Genomic DNA, 19,842 nt, shown 5'->3' on the forward strand with positions numbered 1-19,842 from the left:
TTCCGCATTTTCCGAGCCAGCAGATGATGCCATCTGCTTCGAAAATGCTCTAGGGACGCAAGATGCGCGTTTAGGCCGGTGTCGGCGCGGCTGAGTTCCTCGACCAGGACGCCGTTGGCTGGCCGCAGGACCGCCTGGGAACCATAATGACCGATCCATGTTGAGGTCGAAGAACGGGTCTTTGGCGCGGTGTTCACGCACATTCGCGAACGAACCATGGCCTTCATGGAATGGCGCCAGATGAAACAGTTGACGAACGTCAACGGGTGGGCCAGCATCCCGTCGATTCGCGCCGGGTCGCCGCCAACACTTTGCCTGAACTTTGGAAGAAGCGTTTGCTGGAGAAGTGATGGGCCTACCATCTTCCTGGCGGTGGTCGGACAATTTTTAGGGACGATCGTTCGTCCGGTCGCAAAGGCGGTAAATGCATGACTGAAGTTGTGAGCATGGGTGGTCAGGGCATCGCGCTGCAGCGACGCAGGCGCGGGATGCTTTTGCGGGCCATGTTCGCGCAAAATGTCGGGACGGGTTGCGCATTCGGGGGTCTTGGCGTCAGCGTCCTTGCATTGCAGGACCGGTACGATGCGTCATTGGCCATGGCCACGATGGCTCTCTCCCTTGCCGTCCTGTCGCTCACCGCCTTTGGCCCGCTGATAGCGGTTGCGATTGGTCGCTGGGGCCTTCGCCGGGTCATGTCGACCGGCGTCTTCATCTCCCTGATCGGATATACGGCGCTGGCCTATGCGCCGACCATGCCGATCGCGCTGGCTGTATGCGGCCTTCTGATCGGTCCCGGCGCCGCCCTGTTTTCCGCCCTGCCGCCTGCGGTCCTGGCGAGTGGCTGGTATCCCGAAGCGCGAGGCAAGGTGATGGGCATTGCCTTTCTGCCCCTATTCGTGACCGTCCTGCCCGTCATTGGGGTGAGCATCATCCAAAATTATGGATTGAAGAGCTTCTTCCTGTTGCTCGCCGGCCTGCATCTGCTCTTGCTGCCGCTGACCTTGACGGTGATCGATCCTCCGGTCGAAGCGTCGGACGAATCCGGCTGGGCCGAGGGGGTGACATCGGGTCCGACGCAGATCGCCATTTTGAGCGGCGCGCTGTTCTGGCTGATCGCGGTCGGTGACGGCATCCTGAATGGCACGGCCATCATGGGTGGCGCGCATCTTCTGCCCATCGTCGAGGGATATCACGGGTCTTTGCAGACGGGAGCAGTGCTGCTCGCCGTTTCAGGCGTGGCCAGCATCGTCGGCTCGCTGGTGGCGGGCTTTGCGTGCGACCGGGTCGGTTCGGCCAGGACTCTCGGCCTCGTCGGCCTGGGCTTCGCTGCGGCCTGGGCGATCATGGGCCTGTCAGGAGGGATGTTCGCATTGAATGTCGCGGCGTTACTGACCGGTTTTTGCGGTGCCTCGGTTTTTCCTCCGATCAGCGCGCTGGTCGTTCAGCTTTATGGTTTTGAGGCCTTGCCAAAGGTCCTGGGTCTGCTGAGCGTCATGACGCTGCCATTCTCTTTCTTCATGTCGCCTGCCGCAGGATGGCTGCGTGACTTTGCGGGCAGTTATGAACCGGTATTTGTCGGCGTGTTTGCACTCTGCGCCTTTGCCGCTGCCATATTCTTCGGGATGAGCAGATATCATGCGCGCAATAGGGAGGTGCATCTTGATATTCCCGACGCCGGGCTGCCGCCTGCGAAAGCAGCCTGAAAAAAGGCGTTCCGCAAGGGCGGATAAATTCACTCGCCGTTTGGTTGAACAACGTCAACTATTGATAATGTTCAGCGAGCGTCGGGGCCGTTGAAGCGGGTCCGGCGGCATGTTTGCTTTCCCCATGTGCTGCGGACGCATAGGGGGAAACAGGCGTGGAAATACTGGTGAGAAAGGTTTCCGTCGATGGCCCACACGAAATTCCACCTTGGCTATTTCACGAAGTTCGGCGCGACGTCTTGGCCGGGCGATGGCAAGGAGCTTGGATCGCAATGGGCGGATGGTTCCTACCATAAGGAACTGGCCAAGATGCTGGAGGCGGCGAAGTTCGACTTCATCTTCTTCGAAGACACGGTGATCGTTGGCGATCGCTACGGTGGCTCGATGGAGCTGGACCTGAAGAATGCGACGCTGTCGCCCAAGCTCGACCCCATGCCGCTGTTGCCGGTGATGGCGCAGGAAACATCGCACATCGGCTTGATCGCGACGGCTTCGACCACCTTCTACCCGCCCTATCTGCTTGCCCGGCTGCTCTCCACCATCGACTCCCTGACGAAGGGGCGCGCGGGATGGAACATGGTGACGTCGAGCGAGAAGAACGCCGCGCTGAACTTTGGCATGGAAAAGCTGCTGCCGCCCAGCGAGCGCTATGACATCGCCGATGAGTTCGTCGAACTGTGCAAGAAGCTGTGGGATAGCTGGGAAGAAGGGGCACTGGTCGCGAACACCGAGACAGGCGTCTATGTCGATCACACCAAGGTCCACACCGTCAATTTCGAGGGCAAGCATTTCCGTTCGCGCGGGCCGCTGAACACGCTGCGGTCGCCCCAAGGCTATCCGGTTCTGGCACAGGCGGGCGCGTCCGAGCGGGGCCGTGATTTTTCATCCAAGAACGCCGAAGTCGTGCTGGGCATGATGACCGGCGGGGTGAAGGGCATGAAGGCCTATCGCGAGGACATCCGCAACCGCGCCGAAAAACAGGGTCGCGATCCTGATAGCATCAAGGTGTTCTTCCTGACGCCGGTCAACATCCTGCCCGAGGGCGGAGAGCCGCCCGAAATGACCGAGGCCGAAAAGCAGGCGGCGTTCGAGCATAATATCGTCATGGCTTCATCCTCGCTCGACATCGATTTTTCGCTCTACGATGTGGATGCGCCCGTGCCGCAGGACATTGTGGCAGGCGGCCACACCAGCGCACTGGAACATATGAAAAAGGCCGGGCGGGAGGAGGGCAAATCCCTTCGCGACCTGTTTTCCTCAGGGAAAGGGGGCAGCGGCTCCCGATTCAGGGGCACGGCGCAAGAGGTCGCGGATCAGCTGATGGCGGTCATGGACGAAGTGGGTGGCGACGGCATATTGATCGAAGGCTCCGGCTATAACCGCCAGCTGCCCGATCTGGTCAATGGGGTCATTCCTGCGCTTCAGAAGGCGGGCGCGGTGCGCACTGAGTATGAAGGCACCACGCTGCGCGAAATCCTGCGCGAATTTTGAGGTCTGGTGGTCGGCATTGGTGGCGGATGGTTGCTTGGCGATCGTCCGTGCTCACCCGGTTCGAGCGTTTCTGTCGCGGTAGAATTGAATGCCCAATTGCAGGCTTTCGGCGATCCGGTCGGCCTTTTCCTGAAAGGCCGCTGCGACGTCTGGCGCGAGGATGTCACCGCTCGTCTGTCGCCATAGGGCAAGCCAGCGGCTGAAATTATCGGCGGTCATGTGCGGTTCGTGCCGGACATGCGCAACCATCGGCTGGCCCTTGTACCGCCCGGTTCCCAGCATCACCGATGACCAGAATGCCTTCAACTTTTCCAGATGAAGCGGCCAGTCGTCGATCGCCTGATTGAATATCGGCCCAAGGATCGGGTCCGCGCGCACCCGATCGTAAAAGGCGGGGACCAGCCGGTCGATATCCTCTTCGCTTATCTTGCTCATCAGTCAGGCGGCATTCGCTCAATCGCAGGAAATGAGAGCATTGCGCAGTTCATAGCCTGTCACCAGCGGATTCCACGCCAGCGTCGGCGCGCGGTCGAGCTTCAGGCCCGGCACCTGCAACAGGCGTTCCAGGAAGAGGCAGCTTTCCTGAAGCGCGACTTGCGCGCCGGGGCAGCGATGTTCTCCATCGCCGAAGGACAGGCCCGCATTGCCATATTTGGCGCTGACTTCCCGGCCCGGCACAAACTCGCAAGGCCGCTCGCCAAAGGCAGTTGTGTCCATGTTCGCGGCGCGTACGTCGATGGCGACAGCGGCACCGGGAGGCGCGCCCGCTGCCTCCACCTCGTCGGCTGGCATGCGGCGGTAGAGATAGCCGACGACCGGCTCCAGCCGCAGCAGCTCCTCCAGCAGGGCGATCTTCCCCTTTTCATCCGCGGCGAGGAAGGCGGCCTTCAAATCCTCACGCTCCAGCATATGCCAGGCGGCCATGACGATGAACTCGCGCGTCGTCGCCATTCCAGCGGCGCCATAGACCAGACATTCGGTCAATATCTCCCGGCCATTATAACCTTCGTCGATAAGGTGGGAGATGACATCGTCCCGCCGCTGCTTGCGCCGCGCGCGGATCGCTGGCGCGACGTCATGATAATAGAAGGACAGCACCCGATATTGGGATTGCACGAACTTGACCAATGACGCCAACTTGCCCGGATGGGGACGGAAATCGCCGGTAAAGAACACGTCCAGCCGCCTTGCCAGCCCCTTGGGATCGCTGTCGGTCAGGCCGACGATATGGCTGGCGACGGCGACGGCAAGCTCAAGGCTGAGCTGGTCTAGGAAAGCGGTCTTGTCCTTCGCGAACCGGGAAACCAGCATGTCGCTGAGTTCTACCATCAACTCGCGATAGTGGGTGGTGACGATGCGGGGCGTGAAGAAACGCGCCGTGGCGCTGCGCTGAACGCGATGCGTTTCGCCTTCGAGGAACAGGATTGGCTGGCGCGTCGCGCTGCCGATCTTGCCGACCTGTTCGGCGAGGAAACCGGCCTGGCGTACATTCTGATTGCGAAGGATGGCACGCGCTTCGGCGAAATCGCGGGTGCGCATATCGGGATCGACGGTCCCACCGGCGTCGGCGGCTGCGGCTGACTTGCGGTCATCGCCCTCGCGATGAAAAGGACAGGCGGCGGAAAGGCGAGCGTCCATCAGCGTCGACCCTCATATGATGCACGACGAGCGCCTAACTTAGGCGCCCCCCGATGCCGGTCAAGGCCCCACCTGTCCTGATCAATCATTTGGGGAGGGGAGGCGCCTGGCCGCGCAGCAGCCCGGCTCCTCCCCCCGTCCTTACGGTCAGTCGAACTTATAGTCTTCCAGCACGGGCTCTTGCAGCTCGTTCCACATGTCGACGAGCCGGAACGGCCAGGGACCGACGGGCCGGCCCTTGCTGTTCTGATAATAGCTTTTCGACTTGGGATGGGTCCAGATCATGTGCTTCATCTGGTCGTCGATCCGCTTGTTGTGACGCAGGAAGGCTTCCTCCGTCACTTCGATCGTGCGGGCGCCGGTCGCGATCATGTGATCGAGACATTCGATCAGATAATGGACCTGCGATTCGCTGACGATGTTGAGGCCGCCTGCGTGGTTCGGTCCGATATTGGGGCCGGTCGACAGGAAGTAGTTGGGATAGCCCGGGATGGTCGTGCCCATATAGGCGCGCTCTTCCTCGTCCGCCCAGTCCACCGCCAGATCATGACCATCGCGGCCCTTGATCTCCAGATCCTGCACCAGCGACGATGCGTTGAAGCCGGTCGCGCAGATGATCACGTCGAGTTCGTAGAACTTGCCGTCGTTCGTGCGGATGCCGTTCGGCAGGATTTCGGCGATGCCCGCCGTCTCCAGCGTCGTGTGCGGCTGGACGAGGGCATCGTACCAGCCCGCGTCCATCACGACGCGCTTGGAGAAGATCGGGAAGTCGGGCGTCAGCTTTTCGATGAGGTCAGGGCGTCCCGCCAGTTTATGATGCATGTGCGACAAGGCATATTGGCGCATGCCTTCATTGAGCGCCGACACCGCGATGCCGTCTTCGGGGTAGGACGGGTCCTTCACCACATTGGGATAGAGGCCGTCGGCCGCGAACCAGAACACGCGGAAGCGGAACCATTCCTTGTAATAGGGAATGTGCCGCAGCGCCCATTTCACCGGGTCTGGGACTTCCGCCTTCACTTCGGGATTGTTGATCATCCAGTGCTTGGTGCGCATGAAGACGACCAGTTCATCCACTTCCTTGACGATCGTGGACACGATCTGCGCGGAGCTGGCGCCGGTGCCGATGACGGCGACCTTCTTGCCCTTCAGGTCGATATTTTCGTCATAGTCGGCCGAGTGGGTGATGATGCCCTTGAAGCTTTCGATGCCGGGGATCTCGGGCAGCTTCCAACGGTCGGTGGTGCCGAACGCGTTGAACACGGCATTGGCCTTGATGACTTCGCGCTTGCCGGTGTTCAAATCCTCGATGGTGACGTTCCACACGGCTTCATCCTGATCGAAGACCAGGCTGTGCACCATGGTTTTGAACCGGATGTTGCGGCGGACGTCATATTTGTCGGCCACGGCGCGGAAATATTCGCGCATGTCCGCGCCATGCGGGTGGTAGTGGTTCCATTCCGGGCTGATTTCGAAGGAATAGGAATAGAAGTGGCTGGGCGTATCCACGCCGACGCCCGGATAGCGGTTCTTCCACCAGGTGCCGCCGACCTCTTCATTCTTTTCGATGATCACATGATCGTAACCGGCGCGCTCCAGCTCGATCCCGGCGAGAATGCCGGTAAGGCCCGCGCCGATGACCAGCACCTTGAAGCCAGTCGGAGGAGGCGTGCGGCCGGGCTGTTCCTTGCGCGCGGGGCTGCGCTTGAAGCCGCCCTGTTCGACGACCATGGGGACGAATTCGTCCTCCACCGGCTCGCCGACGCCGATGCTCATCATCTTTTGCATCAGTTCGATCGGCGGATCTTCCGACTTGGCCGCGCCCGGCGTCGTCAGCACATGGACCAGCTTTTCATGCAGGTCGTCGATGCAATCCTGCGGGATCACATAGTCGGGGTTGGTGTAAGGGGGATGAATGTGGACCTGGAAGTTCTGAAGCATCGATTCATCATGCGTCAGATGCACATAGACCATCAGCAAGGTCTGGAGATTGGCCGCCTTAAGCGCTGCGCGCAGTTCGGGGCCATCAGCCAGCGGAAGGGGGCGGCTGCCACTGTCAAGCATGTTCGGCAAAGTCTTCGTTCTCATATCCATATGTCTCTCCATGAGAGCTGGGGATCTGTGGGGGATGCGGGGGCGATGTCGCCCTGCCGTTATCTCGCCATCATCTCCACATTCTCGCTCAACCGTCCTTCAGGGTCGCTGGTGAACAGGACGCGCACGCCATGTTCGGGCATTTCGCGAACCGGGCCGACATGCTTGCCGCCGTGCGCGAGCACCCGTTCGGCAAGCGCGTCGAGGTCCGTGGTGATGAATCCAAGGATCACTTCCCGGTCGCGTGGAGCAGGCCTATCTAAAAAGTTGATCATCGTCAACGATTCTGCGCCCATGCTTTCACCCGGACCCATAATCACTTCACGCAGGCGCCCCATAACGGCGGGATCGCCCGATTCCACGCGGTGCAGGCTGTTGAGCCCGTACACCGCGCCATAATAGGCGGCCATGGCTTCTTCATCCTGCACGATCAGCTTTGTGAAGCCGAATCGCGTGTCGCCTGCATTGCTCAAAGTCATTCTCCCGTCATTTCCGATTGCGCGTTCGCCGCCTCCGCGATGATGCGTTCCAGGCCGGCTATGATGTGGGTGAAGCCGTAGGTGAGGGCCGCTTTCCGATCGACCTGCAGCAGGTCGTGCTGAAGACCCTGCAACAACGCAGCCTCATAGGCCGTCAGGGCATGGATATGCGCGGTCGTCCGCTGGTTGTTGTGCTCTGGAGGAGGCGGCTGGGACGTGATGAAGCCGAGAGCCGATGTCGTGAACCACCGCACCGCAAAGGCAAGGTCGGGGCCGGTCAGCCCTTGCGCCCTGATCAATTCCACCACGGGTATCCATGTGCGCAACCAACCCGGCGACGCATGCCCGTCCCACAGGCTGAGCTTCATCGCGACGGGATAGCGCTGGAAGAGATCCTCTGTCGCCCACAACCACTGGCGCACTTCGTCCTGCCAGGGCGCGCCCTTTGCCGGATAATCGAACCGGCTATATATTTCGTCGGCGACGGCGATCAGCAGATCGTCGCGGCTGGGGAAGTAATTATAAAGGGTCATGACCCCGGCTTTCAGGCTCTTTGCGAGCAGACCCATGGAAAATCGGTCGATCGACATTTCGTCGAGCAGGACCAGTGCCGCCTGGATGATCGTGCCGCGCGACAGCCGGGGAGGTCGCCCACGCCCGCGCGCGGAAATACCCGGCTGAGAAGCAGCGTCGAGCGCCGTCCTGTCCCCGATGTTCAAACCGCCCGTCATCTTGACCGCTCCCACTCTTATATCTTGTCAGAAATAAGGGTTTGGGCTCTTCTGTCAATTTACGTATACCATACGAGATCATTGACGCCAGTTGGTCCGTAAGGGAAACCTCCTTGTTGATCGGCGGCGCGGCTGCGTCCAACTTGGCGATCAGCTTTTCCGCCAGGTGGGCAAGCCATGGATCAGAACAGATTGTCGAATGGAGAAAAGAGGCATGCAGAGGTTCAGGGACAAGTCCGTCGTCATTACCGGCGGTTCCAGCGGTATCGGCCTCGCCGCGGCCCAGCGGATCATGGAGGAAGGTGGATCGGTGCTGATCACCGGATCGAACCGGGAAAGACTGGACAGCGTCGCGGCGCAGTTGCCCGGCGTGCACGTCCTGCAAAATGACGCGTCCCGTCCGGAAGCCGCCGAAGCGCTCGCGCAGGAAGCTGCCCGCCTGTTCGGCAAGGTCGATGGCCTGTTCCTGAACGCAGGCGTCGGGGCAGGCGCGCCGCTTGGCCATATCAGTGCTGACCTTTACCGGAACCTCATGGACCTGAATGTCGGCGGGCCGATCTTCGGGACGCAGGCGATGGCGCCGTTGATCCGCGACGGCGGCTCAATCCTGATCACGGCATCCGTTGCGAAGGATAAGGGGCTGCCCGCAAGCGCCCTTTATGGCGCCACCAAGGGGGCCGTCCGCTCGCTTGCAAGAGGCTTTGCCTATGAGCTGGCCCCGCGCCGCATCCGCGTGAACACATTGAGCCCCGGACCGATCGCGACCGACTTTTTCAACCGCCTCGGCCTGCCCGAAGAGCATATTGCGGCGGTCGAACAGCAGATGGCCGGGAACAATCCCTTAGGCCGCCTTGGAACGGCGCAGGAAGCGGCGGCGGTCGCCCTGTTCCTGCTGTCTGATGAGGCAAGCTATGTGACGGGGTCGGACTATTTCGTCGATGGCGGGGAAGCGCAGCTTTAGCATAGCTGGTCTGCCCGGGGGATCATGTCTAACAGCATCCAGATGCAGCATGTTAGTGACGACCAAGTGATCCGCGGGCAGACTTTGGCGCGCCAGGATATCGAAGCGCTGATGGGCGCGCCGCGTTCGTTGGCCGAGTGCGTGATCGAGGGTGCGGACCTGTCGCATCTGGATCTGTCCCAATGGTCGTTTCAACAATGCGACATGCGACGCACCGATTTCACCGGCGCAAAACTTGATCGCAGCACCTGGCAGTCGTGCCGCGCCGCTTCGGCCAATTTCACGGGTTGCGATCTGGGCGAAGCGCGCTTTGCCAACAGCGATCTCAATGGCGCTTCGCTGAAGCGTAGTATGTTGCAAGCGACGCATTTTTTCGGCTGCAAGCTTACGGGTGCCGACCTGTCGGATGTTCGGGCGCTAGACGTCCACTTTGAAGAAACGCTGCTGATCGGTGCAAAGCTGACCGGGCGTTCCTTTATGAAGGCGAGGCTGGCACGGGTCGATTTTTCTCAGGCGGACTTGCGCAAATGCGATTTTCGCATGGCATCGTTCGAGGATTGCAGCCTGCGGGAGGCGTTGCTGACCGGCGCCCGGTTCGAAGGCGCGGACCTGCGTGGCGCCGACCTTGGCGGCGTAAGGCTGGAGGATGCATCCCGCTTTCGCGGTGCGACCATATCGCGGGAGCAGGCGGGGCAATTGCTCAGCGAATTGGGATTGAACGTGCGATGAGGGTTTTCGTCCTTCCCTGACGCCGATCAATTCGAACGGGCGTCGGGATCACGCACCCTTAATTGTCGCAATATTCCCAATGCCCCGCATTGCAGGCCGCTACCGCGCGGCGCCATGACGCCATCTGGCGATCATAATCCGCGCGAGCATCGGCATAGCCTTCGCCGCCGCCCTGCGCACGGCGATAGTTGCGCATGATCCGCGCATCGCGGTCGCGAACATAGGCGAGCTGCTGCTGGTTCATCTGCCGGATGATTGCCCGGTCACGTGCCCGTGCCGCAGAACTGCGCATGGTGGGGTCATGCGGATCGTCCGCGAGCGCAACTGCTGGAAGCAGCGCGGCACCGAGCGCGGCCACGCATGCGACTATCCTGACCTTCATGGACCCTTGCCCCTCTTTTTTCCCTTTCCCTGCTAATCGCGATCCGTTCCGCCGAAGGCAACGGATTTGCGACGAACGGCAGGTCGCAGCCTTCCCCCCTTACGCTTCGGTCATGGTGCATCGCCCTGGGGCAGTTCGGCGGGGGCGGCTGGCCAGTCGCCATCCTGTAGCGGCGGCAATGCTTCGAACCAGGTGCTGTCCCGATTGAGTGTGAAGCGATCGCAGGAAAAGCGGATATCGTCACGGGCCACGGCGCGCAGGACTTCATGGATGCCGCCCACCCCGCTGGCGCTGATGACGACATAGCTGACACCGCCGTTTTCGCAGGTGACGAGGGCTTCGACGACCTTGCCGACCGTCTCCCCGTCGGATGCCGTGACCGGCAGGCCCGCGATGCCGGTAGCCGTAAAGAGGGTCGGGTAGGGCGATCGGCGGCTGGATTGGGCGGCCGACTTGCCCCCATCCTCATAAGCGCGCTGGCGACCGAGCCATCGCCATACGCCGATCAGGTTGACGAAGGTGAGGAAGCCGTTCGTCGCGACGAGGTTCGTCTGCCCGGACGACAGGCCGACGACCGACCATGCGATCGATCCAAAGGTGAACACGACGAAACCCCAGCCGGTGACGCGCGCGCCCAGATTGGCGGCGGTCATCATCGCGGCGATCATGGTCGCTATGGGCGCGACCCAACCAGCAACATTTTCCAGAGCAGGCTCCTACATTCGAAGCATCGAACGACGCTTCAACGCGCGCCAGCCATGTTGGTGGCGGCGCGGAGCGGGAGTCTCTGCAAAAATGGGTGGTGAGAGTCGCGCGGCGCTCGCGGCCTATGCCTAGCCCTGCGGCAGGATCGCGGCGATTCCCGCGCGCGCGATCTGGGCATCCTGATCCGACTTGACACCGGAAACACCCACGGCGCCGACATAGTCACCGTCGATGACGATCGGGACCGCGCCTTCGAGCATGGCGGGCATGCCGGGCGCGGACAGCATCGAAACGCGGCCGTTGAGCACCAGATCCTCATAGACCTTCGTTTCCCGGCGGCCGAGTATGGATGTCGATGCCTTTGCCTCTGCCATCTTCACGGTGCTGGCGGCGGCACCATCCAGCCGGATGAGGCCAAGCAGATGCGCACCGTCATCGACGATCGCGATCGTCACGGCCCAGCCGTTGGCCAAAGCTTCTGCTTCGGCTGCGGCGAGGATCGCCTTTACATCGCTTGCTTCAAGGCAGTGCTTGGTCTTCATGCCGTTCGATCCGTTATTGATGCGCCGGGGGCGGGTGAGGGAAAGCGCGCCTTATCACCCGCCGCGCGTCTTGCCAGCATTATAGAGGGGGAGGCGGCTGGGAGAGGCTCTGATCCGCTTCGACGGGGATGGTCAGCAATTCGGGCTTTTCCCCGCCGAACGACTGGATCGCGACGATCACATTGCCTGCCGTCGCGACGTTTGACAGGGGCATGTCGATGGCAATGGCGTCGTCGCCGGATGCCTGCCATTTTACCGCGACGCTCCGCCCTTCCGGCAGCTGGACGGAAACATTCTTCACGCAAGCGGTCGTGGGGCCGGTCAGCAGCAGCCTGTCATTCTTTCCCGCTATCAGGCGCTGGTCGGCGGAGGGCTGCAAGCTGCCCACTTGAGGGAATTGGAGAGCGAATTCCGGCCCGTCAAAGGATTCAAAACCCCAATGGCCGTGCAAGCGACCCTTCATCGGCCCGCTCAAGTCATCAACCTTAAAGGAAGGCGCGAATATGTAGCCGCCCCTGTCGGCCCGCGCGATGAGCGGTGCTTCGACCTTGTGGCCGTCCTTGTCCGTCAGCTGCAAGACCATGTTGTGGGCATAGTCGGTGGCAAAGACGAGCGGCGCGCCATCGACGCCCAGGACGATGCCCGGCCGGGAGCCGCAGATCGGAGCGTCGCTGCTCCGGCGTAGGGGCGGGGGAACATTCTTCTCGATCGCGGGCAAGGCCGCCACGAGCACGGACTTGGGCTTGCGGAAGGATGGCGCGCTGTTCAGCAACAGCGAGACGGACTTGCCATTCTGAATGCCGAGCGCGGGCAGATAGTTGAATTCCGGATTGCTGAATGCGCCGAATATGCGCGCGAGATCGCGCACCGCCCCGATATAGGGGCTGTAAAAGCCATAGCCGCCCTCCCGCGTCGCGCTGAGTTGCAGGGCGAGGTCGGTGGGCGCGCCGATGATGGTTTCGGTGAGCGAATTGCTGTGGATGTCGCCGAGCACCAGACTGTCGCGATTTTCGACGAGGCAGGCGGCCTGAAACTCGACGATTTTCGCCAGGCAGTCGGGGTTCAGTTTGACGGCAAGGCTTGAGGACAGGATTGGCGCAACGGTCCTCAGATATTCAGGGTGGCTGTTTTCCTGCGATCGGATGCCCAGGATGAAGGCGTTAAGCCTGCTCCGGTCCAGCGAAGCCTTGTTGATGTCCTGTGTCACGCGGACGAATTCGCCCGGACGGCCCCGGATCGCATCGGAAATGGTGCTGAGGTCGCCGCCGGTATCGGGCACCATGAACAGCACCAGCTGGCGCGCATGATCCGGCACGGTCAGTTTCAATGTCCGCTTCCGGTCCTTGCTCTGCCAAGTTTCCGCGCTGGAGATCCAGCTCTTGGGTGGCGGGTTGGTGACGCCGCGCAGGAACGCCGACACCAGGCGGTAGCGGACTGATTGGTCTTCGGGCAGATTGGCCTCGATCCTGACGACATCGCCCGACGCCAGTGCGGGCACTTGCCCGATCGGCAGGGTTCGCCCTGCGCGACTGACGGTCACCAGCAGTTCGGGGCCGGGGAGGTCGAAGGGTGCCGGGTCTGCCGCAGACGCCGCGACGGACGCCATGCAGGTGGCGAGGGCGAGGATGCAAAGGCGTGTCGAACTGATCCGGCGATAGGTCATGCATTCTCCCTGCGCGGGTAAATCGAGCCGTCAAGAGAGAAGGCGGCCCTTTTCGCTTTGCCGATCCGCTGGGAAGGCCAGCTGTGCGGCGAAGGAAGGCATCGTCGCGGCGTTAAGTTCCTAAGTCCGCAAGCTTTGCGGCCTTTCCGGACATTCATGAAACAGGCTAAAGGGGTTTCTCGTTACATCACGACAGGAGACAGCAGTGTTACCCGCCCGGACTTTCAGCGTATCGATCAATCAGGAATGGCGGGCTCTTTACGAGAGGATATGGCGTCCCGAATTTTTCCCCCAATGGGCCTCTGGCCTGGCGGAATCGGGGTTGCGCGAAGATGGGGACGGTTGGCTGGCCGATGGACCGGAAGGGCCGATCCGTATCCGCTTCACCCCCCATAATGATCTGGGCGTGATGGATCATCAGGTGGATCTGGGAGCTGGCGATCAGGTCCATGTCCCCTTGCGCGTCGTGCAAAATGGGGAAGGCGCGGAGGTCATGCTGACGCTTTTTCGCCAGCCGGGCATGGATGATGAACGGTTCGCGGCCGACATCCGATGGGTCAACCGCGATCTCAAGGCGTTGAAACGGCTAATCGAAGGTTGAGTGGCCTGCGGGAGATCATGCCTCCCGCCATTGTCCCTGCTCAATGCCGTCCAGCGTCCAGTCTCCAATGCTCCACCGGACAAGGCGCAAGGTGGGCAGACCGACTGCCGCCGTCATCCGGCGGACCTGCCGGTTACGTCCTTCGCGGATCGTGAGGCGCAGCCAGCAGTCGGGCACGCTCTTGCGAAAGCGCACCGGCGGATCGCGCGGCCAGAGGGCGGGCGGGTCGATGCGTTCCACCAGCGCGGGCAGGGTAAGCCCGTCCTTCAGCTTGACCCCGCGTCGTAGCGCCTCCAGTTCCGCGTCGCCGGGATCACCCTCTACCTGAACGAGATAGGTCTTGGGCGTCTTGAACCGGGGGTCGGCGATACGCGCCTGCAACCGCCCGTCATCGGTCAACAGCAGCAGCCCCTCACTGTCGAGGTCGAGCCGCCCGGCAGGGTAGACGCCCGGCCTGTCGATGAACGCCGCGAGTGTTGGCCGTGGGGGTCCGGTGCTTTCATCGGTAAACTGGCACAGCACGCCATAGGGTTTGTTGAAGAGGATGAGGGCCATTGATCAATCCTCCTCATCGAAGGCGAGGCTGCCCTGATCGATCAGGGTCTTGATGAGGCCGACCGCGCCGGGGTTTTGCGCAAGGTCCGGATTGGCCGCGACCATGGTGTTTGAGCAGAGTTGTTCGGCAAGGGAGGCAGTGTTGGCCCCGCAATCGAAGCAATGGCCGTCCACGAAGAGCAGAATGGATGATCCCTGCCGGATGAAGGAATAACGGCTGGCCGGGTTGCGCTGGAGCGATGCCCCTTGGGCAAGCCATGCCCGTATATCATCGGCTGCAATCGGTTCTTCGGGCCGCCAATCGGAATCGGAATATTTGGGCGCGCTGCTATGCTGCCCGAACCAGCGGGCGAAGGCATCGCGATCTGCCAATGCCTCCATCACCATTGCATGCAGCCGGTCGAGCGCAGGCGCGGTGATTTCTCCCGGATTGGACTGTCGGGCGAGACCGGGGTCCGCATAACGATCCTCCTCCGTCAGGCCGTCCGCCTGATGCGCGGACCAGCCTTCGACAAGATCGGCGCGGGAGGGCGCGCGAAACCCGATCGAATAGGTCATGCAATCATCACCAATCGCCACACCATCATGCGCAAAGCAGGGTGGCACGTACAGAATGTCGCCGGGTTCCAAAATCCAGTCACCCTCCGCTTCGAAATCGGCGATCAGGCGTAGATCGTCATGCGGCAGCAAAGGTGTCGCCGAATTGCATGGCGGCCCGACGCGCCAGCGCCGTTTGCCGAGGCCTTGCACCAGGAAGACGTCATATTGATCGAAATGAGGCCCCACGCCGCCCCCGTCCGTGGCGTAGCTGACCATCACATCGTCGATGCGCCAGTCGGGTATGAAGCGAAAGGGTTCCAGGAGGGCCGCGACGCCGGGGACATGGTGATCCACCGCCTGCACCAGCAGCGTCCATGGCCCGGTTCCGAGTTCGCCAAAGCGCGCCTCCGGTAGGGGACCGCTTTCCATCGTCAGTTGAATAGCTTGTCGCGTGATAAGACGGGATTCGACGCCCTCTTCGCAGGCGAGTCCGGCCAGTTCGTCCGGATCGAGCGGATTGTCCCAGCCGTTCCACGGATTGCGGATCAGCAGCGGGCGCTTTTGCCAATAGTCGCGGAGGAAAATGTCGATGTCGAAATGGGCAAGTTGCATAGGATGCCCATGCGCCCCCGGCAGGCGGCTGTCAAAAAACTCGGATCGGCCTGACGTATCGGTCTGGCGCATCCTGTCATGGCTTGAAATCCATATTCTCGCCTTGACTCGTTATGGAACTCACCGATACCCATTTCCCGAAATATGGGAAAGGATGAGGAATAATGGCGCGTTTGGAAGGCAAGGTCGCGATCGTAACGGGAGCAGGCCGCCAGGGTAATATCGGCGTGGCGGTATGTGACGCATTCCTGCGGGAAGGTGCGCGCGCGGTGATCGCCACCGATCTTCGTACAGAGGACGCGGTCAGCAGCGAGATGGAAGCCAAGCATGGCGCTGGCCGGTTCAAGCTCGTCGCGCAGGACGTGACGCTGGAAGCGGACTGGGCCAAGCTGGTGTCGATGGTCCTGTCGGAATTCGGCGCGATCGACGTTCTGGTGAACAATGCCGGTATTTCCATCCATGGCGGTATCGAAGCCACGTCGCTGGAGGACCTGCGCAAGGTCATGGCCGTCAATCATGACAGCGGCTTTTTGGGCATGAAGCATTGCGCCCCTGCTCTGGCCGATGCCGTGAACCGCTTTTCGGGTGGTGGTTCGGTCGTCAATACCGTGTCCATGGCATCCCACATGCCCAACGCCCATAACCTCAGCTATCATGTATCGAAGGCGGCGCAGCGCATGTTGACCATGTGCGGCGCGATCGAATTTGGCCCCAAGCGCATCCGGGTCAATTCGGTGCATCCGGGGCAGACGACGACGCCGCTGCTGAAGGAAGGCTATGAGGGATATGTACAGCTGGGCCTCTACGAATTGGCGCAGGCAGGTATTCAGGAGCTGGTGAACATGTGTCCGCTGGGCATCGAAAGCTTCCCGGAAGATACGGCCCATGCCTTTGTCTATCTGGCGTCTGATGAGTCCCGCTTTGTGACTGGGGCGTCCATCTATCATGACGGTGGACTTGGCCGTCAATATTGAGCGGCTATGACGAGGGGCGGCCAAGGCCGTTCCTTATCGCGCTTTAGGTTGTGTGGGGATTCAGCCCATGACGGCCTGCAAATGGGGACTTTCTGCGCTTCCGGTGCTCACGTACTGAAGTACGCTGCGCGCCGGTTCTCGAAATTCACCATTTTCGCCTCGCCCTGAACTGAATCCCCACACATCCTTAAAGGGTGCAGGCCTCGTCCGCTTTGGGCATCAATCCCTGCGCGATCAATTCTGCCACGCGTCGCGCCTTTGCATCAGCTTCTTCGTCGGTCAGCGGTTCGACCGTGCCCGCGGAAACGGCGTCGACCATGTCCTGCGACAATATCCACAGGAACATCGACGAGACCTCTTCGCAGTCGACGGGCCGGATAAGCCCCCGCGCCCGTAGGCGTTCCAGATAGGAGCGAAGGGGGGTCTGCTGGCGCAGGGTCCGTGCCTCCCCCATCGCATCGCGGAATTCCGGGAAACGCAGTCCTTCGCGCATGCTGATCGCGGTGACGGCATGCGCGGCCTTGGTTCGGGTGCTGCGCATGATCATGCGAGCCCACTCGTAAAGGCCCTCCACCGGGTTGTCGCGATCGAGCAGGCGGAGATCGGCGGCCATGTTCCGGTCGGCAATCCGGTCCAGCACGGCCCGCAACAATCCCGGCTTGCCGCCATATTTGGCATAGATGGTCTTTTTGGAAACGCTCGCGCGCTGGGCGATCAATGTCAGGGTGGCGCGTTCATAGCCCAATTCTATCAACGCCTGTTCGGCCACTTCGAGCAAGGCTTCCGCGCGTTCTTCAAGCTCTGCCGCGCGCGGCCGACCCGCGCCGCTTCGCCTTTTTCCCTGGTGCATGACCCTTGCTTGGCTTGATCGGCCGCCAAGCGCAAGACCCGGCTGCCCACGAAAAGCGTCCCGTCTTGTCCCAGAAGGCGGACGCTATGCTCCTGACGATCGCAGGCCGCTACCTGCTGCTCACACGGGTAGGGCGGTCGTATATTTGGTCATCGACAGGGCAAAATGGGACGCAGCGCTGGCGACGGACGGATGGCCCAGCAATGTGTGCATCAGGAACAAATTATAGTCCGCGACGTCGGCAACCACGATGCGGAGCAGATAGTCCCACTCGCCCGACATGGAGAAGCACTCCACGATTTCCGGGTGGCCATCCACGAAATCCTCAAACGCCTGCCTTGCGTCGCGCGCATGGCTGCGCATCCGGATGTTGCAGAGCACATTGACGCCGCGATCGACCTTTTCCGGGTTCACAAGGCGGACTGCGCCAATGAGGATGCCGACCGTTTCCAGCGCCTTTATCCGGCGCCAGCATGAAGCGGTAGAGGCGCCGACCTGTTCGGCCAGTTCGGCATGGCTGACCGTGGCATCCTTTTGGAGAATCGAGATGATCCTGCGGTCAATCTCATCAATCTGACGAAAATCTTTCATGGTGTGGCCTGATGTGACGATCGTATTTCTCAAACTCGCCCATTTCGCGTGAAATTGGAACCCCCTTACATGGGGGGCGTGTCATAACCTCCAGATGGTCGCTTCAACGATGGAACGCCCCGAAGGCGCTGCGGAGGATTGGACAATCCCGCAGGACTGGGAAAGCTATACGCCCCAGGAGCATGCCGTTTGGGATGAGCTGTTCGCCCGACAAGCGGCCATGCTGCCGGGCCGGGCGGTGAAGGAATTTACGGACGGCCTGGATATTCTGCGGATTGCGAAGCCGGGCATTCCCAATTTCGAGGAATTGTCCGAACGATTGATGAAGAGGACAGGCTGGCAAGTTGTCGCGGTGCCGGGACTGGTGCCGGACAGGACGTTCTTCGAGCATCTGGCGAACCGGCGGTTTGTGGCGGGACGCTTCATTCGCAGGCCGGATCAGCTGGATTATCTGAAGGAGCCGGACGTTTTCCATGACGTGTTCGGCCATGTGCCGTTGCTCGCCCATCCGGTTTTCGCCGATTACATGCAGGCCTATGGCGAGGGTGGGCTGCGCGCGGATGGTCTGGGTGCGATCGAGAAGCTGGCGCGCCTTTACTGGTACACGGTCGAGTTCGGCCTGATGCGCGAGGGGCCTGACCTGAAAATCTATGGTGCGGGGATCGTCTCTTCCCATGGCGAGTCCCTGTTTGCGCTGGATGACCCATCGCCCAACCGGATCGGTTTCGACCTGAAGCGGCTCATGCGCACCAAATATCGGATCGATGATTATCAACAGTCCTATTTCGTCATCGACAGCTTCGATGACCTGCTGCGCCAAACAGTCGAGATGGACTTTGCCCCGCTTTATGAAGAGCTGAAGCAAGAGGAGTCCATAGAGGCGGACGAAATCATCCCTCAGGACCATGTCTTCAGCCGGGGAACGCAGGATTATGCAAGATCAAGGAAAAGAGGGTGATGCAAATGGCTGACAATCCATTGGGCCTCAACGGGTTTGAATTTGTCGAATTTACATCGCCAGACCCCGATGCAATGGCGGCGCAGTTCGAGCAGTTGGGCTTTGTCCCGACGCATCGTCATCCTTCCAAGAACATCACGCGGTATAAGCAGGGTCGCATCAACCTGATGCTGAACCGGGACGATGCGGGGCGGGTCGCGGCGTTTCGCGGCGAGCATGGCCCGTCGGCCAGCGCCATGGCCTTTCGCGTGGCCGATCCCGAAGCGGCGATGGCGTGGGCGCTTGAACATGGCGCGCAGCCGACCGAGGAGGATGATACGGTCATTCAGGGCATTGGGGGATCGTATCTCTACTTCGTCAGGGACGGCGAAGACCTTTATGAGAATTGGGCGGAGTTCCCCGGATGGAGGTGGGCGGAGGCCGCGAACAATGTGGGTCTCGATATGCTCGATCACCTGACGCACAATGTCCGGCGCGGGCATATGCGGGTGTGGAGTCAGTTCTACCGCACGCTCTTCAACTTCGAGGAACAGAAATTCTTCGATATCAAGGGACAGGCTACCGGGCTGTTAAGTCAGGCGATGATCGCCCCGGATCGGGCGATCCGTATTCCGCTGAATGAAAGCCAGGACGACAAGAGCCAGATTGAGGAATTCATCCGCCAATATCATGGCGAGGGTATCCAGCATTTGGCACTTACCACGGATGACATCTACGCGACGGTGGAAAAGCTGCGTGCGCGGGGCGTTCGGCTGCAGGATACTGTCGATACCTATTATGAGCTGGTCGATAATCGCGTGCCCGGACATGGCGAGGATCTGGAGCGGTTGCGGAAGAACCGGATACTCATTGACGGTGACGTGGAGCGAGAGGGCATATTGCTCCAGATCTTCACGGAGAATATGTTTGGGCCGATCTTTTTCGAAATCATCCAGCGGAAAGGCAATGAAGGTTTCGGTAACGGCAATTTTCAGGCATTGTTCGAAAGTATTGAGTTGGACCAGATACGGCGCGGCGTAATCACTGTTGACGAGTGAGGCTGA

21 protein-coding genes are annotated in these 19,842 nt (G+C 61.0%); 8 read left to right on the plus strand and 13 right to left on the minus strand.

The window, feature by feature from the left end; all coding sequences use genetic code 11:
* The first annotated feature begins 428 nt into the window (after nt 1-428).
* Both ACWNC0_RS03640 and ACWNC0_RS03645 read left to right on the plus strand, forming a co-directional pair.
* The gene (locus ACWNC0_RS03640) at nt 429-1,703 is read left to right on the plus strand and encodes an MFS transporter (protein WP_449469664.1); all 1,275 of its coding nucleotides are present in this window, start codon (nt 429-431) and stop codon (nt 1,701-1,703) included.
* A 186-nt stretch (nt 1,704-1,889) separates the two neighbouring features.
* Nucleotides 1,890-3,194, plus strand: a complete 1,305-nt coding sequence (locus ACWNC0_RS03645) for an NtaA/DmoA family FMN-dependent monooxygenase (RefSeq protein ID WP_449469666.1) — start codon at nt 1,890-1,892, stop codon at nt 3,192-3,194.
* 51 nt (nt 3,195-3,245) lie between these two features.
* On the opposite strand, the gene ACWNC0_RS03650 is transcribed toward ACWNC0_RS03645, so the two are convergent.
* From ACWNC0_RS03650 to ACWNC0_RS03670, 5 genes are all read right to left on the minus strand, one after another.
* Complete coding sequence (locus ACWNC0_RS03650) at nt 3,246-3,629, minus strand: group III truncated hemoglobin (protein WP_449469667.1); 384 nt, start codon at nt 3,627-3,629, stop codon at nt 3,246-3,248.
* Between the two features lie 18 nt (nt 3,630-3,647).
* Nucleotides 3,648-4,832 carry a cytochrome P450 gene (locus tag ACWNC0_RS03655; RefSeq protein ID WP_449469668.1) on the minus strand — a complete coding sequence of 395 codons (1,185 nt, stop codon included), beginning with the start codon at nt 4,830-4,832 and terminating at the stop codon, nt 3,648-3,650.
* A gap of 147 nt (nt 4,833-4,979) precedes the next feature.
* The gene (locus ACWNC0_RS03660; protein ID WP_449469670.1) at nt 4,980-6,926 is read right to left on the minus strand and encodes a flavin-containing monooxygenase; all 1,947 of its coding nucleotides are present in this window, start codon (nt 6,924-6,926) and stop codon (nt 4,980-4,982) included.
* A gap of 59 nt (nt 6,927-6,985) precedes the next feature.
* Nucleotides 6,986-7,405 carry a VOC family protein gene (locus ACWNC0_RS03665; RefSeq protein WP_449469672.1) on the minus strand — a complete coding sequence of 140 codons (420 nt, stop codon included), beginning with the start codon at nt 7,403-7,405 and terminating at the stop codon, nt 6,986-6,988.
* Complete coding sequence (locus ACWNC0_RS03670) at nt 7,402-8,136, minus strand: TetR/AcrR family transcriptional regulator (protein ID WP_449469674.1); 735 nt, start codon at nt 8,134-8,136, stop codon at nt 7,402-7,404. Before ACWNC0_RS03670 ends, ACWNC0_RS03665 begins: the two co-directional genes overlap by 4 nt.
* A gap of 214 nt (nt 8,137-8,350) precedes the next feature.
* Between ACWNC0_RS03670 and ACWNC0_RS03675 the strand changes: the two genes are divergently transcribed.
* Complete coding sequence (locus ACWNC0_RS03675) at nt 8,351-9,097, plus strand: SDR family NAD(P)-dependent oxidoreductase (protein ID WP_449469676.1); 747 nt, start codon at nt 8,351-8,353, stop codon at nt 9,095-9,097.
* Between the two features lie 24 nt (nt 9,098-9,121).
* Nucleotides 9,122-9,826, plus strand: coding sequence for a pentapeptide repeat-containing protein (locus ACWNC0_RS03680; protein WP_449469678.1), 705 nt, complete (start codon nt 9,122-9,124; stop codon nt 9,824-9,826).
* A 58-nt stretch (nt 9,827-9,884) separates the two neighbouring features.
* Here the strand turns inward: ACWNC0_RS03680 and ACWNC0_RS03685 are convergent, their stop codons facing one another.
* The 4 genes from ACWNC0_RS03685 to ACWNC0_RS03700 form a co-directional block, all read right to left on the minus strand.
* Nucleotides 9,885-10,208 carry a hypothetical protein gene (locus ACWNC0_RS03685; protein ID WP_449469680.1) on the minus strand — a complete coding sequence of 108 codons (324 nt, stop codon included), beginning with the start codon at nt 10,206-10,208 and terminating at the stop codon, nt 9,885-9,887.
* 110 nt (nt 10,209-10,318) lie between these two features.
* Nucleotides 10,319-10,876, minus strand: a complete 558-nt coding sequence (locus tag ACWNC0_RS03690) for a PRC-barrel domain-containing protein (RefSeq protein WP_449469681.1) — start codon at nt 10,874-10,876, stop codon at nt 10,319-10,321.
* 165 nt (nt 10,877-11,041) lie between these two features.
* Nucleotides 11,042-11,455, minus strand: coding sequence for a GlcG/HbpS family heme-binding protein (locus ACWNC0_RS03695; RefSeq protein WP_449469683.1), 414 nt, complete (start codon nt 11,453-11,455; stop codon nt 11,042-11,044).
* Nucleotides 11,456-11,534: 79 nt separating this feature from the next.
* Nucleotides 11,535-13,118, minus strand: coding sequence for a hypothetical protein (locus ACWNC0_RS03700; protein ID WP_449469684.1), 1,584 nt, complete (start codon nt 13,116-13,118; stop codon nt 11,535-11,537).
* Between the two features lie 205 nt (nt 13,119-13,323).
* Here ACWNC0_RS03700 and ACWNC0_RS03705 point away from each other — a divergent pair, with 205 nt between their 5' ends.
* Complete coding sequence (locus ACWNC0_RS03705) at nt 13,324-13,719, plus strand: polyketide cyclase (protein ID WP_449469686.1); 396 nt, start codon at nt 13,324-13,326, stop codon at nt 13,717-13,719.
* Between the two features lie 15 nt (nt 13,720-13,734).
* On the opposite strand, the gene ACWNC0_RS03710 is transcribed toward ACWNC0_RS03705, so the two are convergent.
* Together ACWNC0_RS03710 and ACWNC0_RS03715 are read right to left on the minus strand one after the other, a co-directional pair.
* Nucleotides 13,735-14,274: a pseudouridine synthase gene (locus ACWNC0_RS03710; RefSeq protein WP_449469688.1), complete on the minus strand. Its 540-nt coding sequence runs from the start codon at nt 14,272-14,274 to the stop codon at nt 13,735-13,737.
* Between the two features lie 3 nt (nt 14,275-14,277).
* Nucleotides 14,278-15,426 carry a JmjC domain-containing protein gene (locus ACWNC0_RS03715; RefSeq protein WP_449469860.1) on the minus strand — a complete coding sequence of 383 codons (1,149 nt, stop codon included), beginning with the start codon at nt 15,424-15,426 and terminating at the stop codon, nt 14,278-14,280.
* 164 nt (nt 15,427-15,590) lie between these two features.
* On the opposite strand from ACWNC0_RS03715, the gene ACWNC0_RS03720 reads away from it, so the two are divergent.
* Nucleotides 15,591-16,400 carry an SDR family NAD(P)-dependent oxidoreductase gene (locus ACWNC0_RS03720; RefSeq protein ID WP_449469690.1) on the plus strand — a complete coding sequence of 270 codons (810 nt, stop codon included), beginning with the start codon at nt 15,591-15,593 and terminating at the stop codon, nt 16,398-16,400.
* Nucleotides 16,401-16,587: 187 nt separating this feature from the next.
* Here the strand turns inward: ACWNC0_RS03720 and ACWNC0_RS03725 are convergent, their stop codons facing one another.
* Both ACWNC0_RS03725 and ACWNC0_RS03730 read right to left on the minus strand, forming a co-directional pair.
* Nucleotides 16,588-17,250, minus strand: coding sequence for a TetR/AcrR family transcriptional regulator (locus tag ACWNC0_RS03725; RefSeq protein ID WP_449469695.1), 663 nt, complete (start codon nt 17,248-17,250; stop codon nt 16,588-16,590).
* Nucleotides 17,251-17,370: 120 nt separating this feature from the next.
* The gene (locus ACWNC0_RS03730; RefSeq protein ID WP_449469697.1) at nt 17,371-17,841 is read right to left on the minus strand and encodes an Lrp/AsnC family transcriptional regulator; all 471 of its coding nucleotides are present in this window, start codon (nt 17,839-17,841) and stop codon (nt 17,371-17,373) included.
* Between the two features lie 109 nt (nt 17,842-17,950).
* On the opposite strand from ACWNC0_RS03730, the gene phhA reads away from it, so the two are divergent.
* Both phhA and hppD read left to right on the plus strand, forming a co-directional pair.
* Nucleotides 17,951-18,799 carry a phenylalanine 4-monooxygenase gene (phhA, locus tag ACWNC0_RS03735; RefSeq protein WP_449469698.1) on the plus strand — a complete coding sequence of 283 codons (849 nt, stop codon included), beginning with the start codon at nt 17,951-17,953 and terminating at the stop codon, nt 18,797-18,799.
* 5 nt (nt 18,800-18,804) lie between these two features.
* Nucleotides 18,805-19,836 (plus strand): 4-hydroxyphenylpyruvate dioxygenase, encoded by a 1,032-nt coding sequence (hppD, locus tag ACWNC0_RS03740; protein ID WP_449469699.1) that lies wholly within the window; start codon nt 18,805-18,807, stop codon nt 19,834-19,836.
* Nucleotides 19,837-19,842: the final 6 nt, after the last annotated feature.

Source organism: Sphingobium chungangianum (assembly GCF_977014255.1).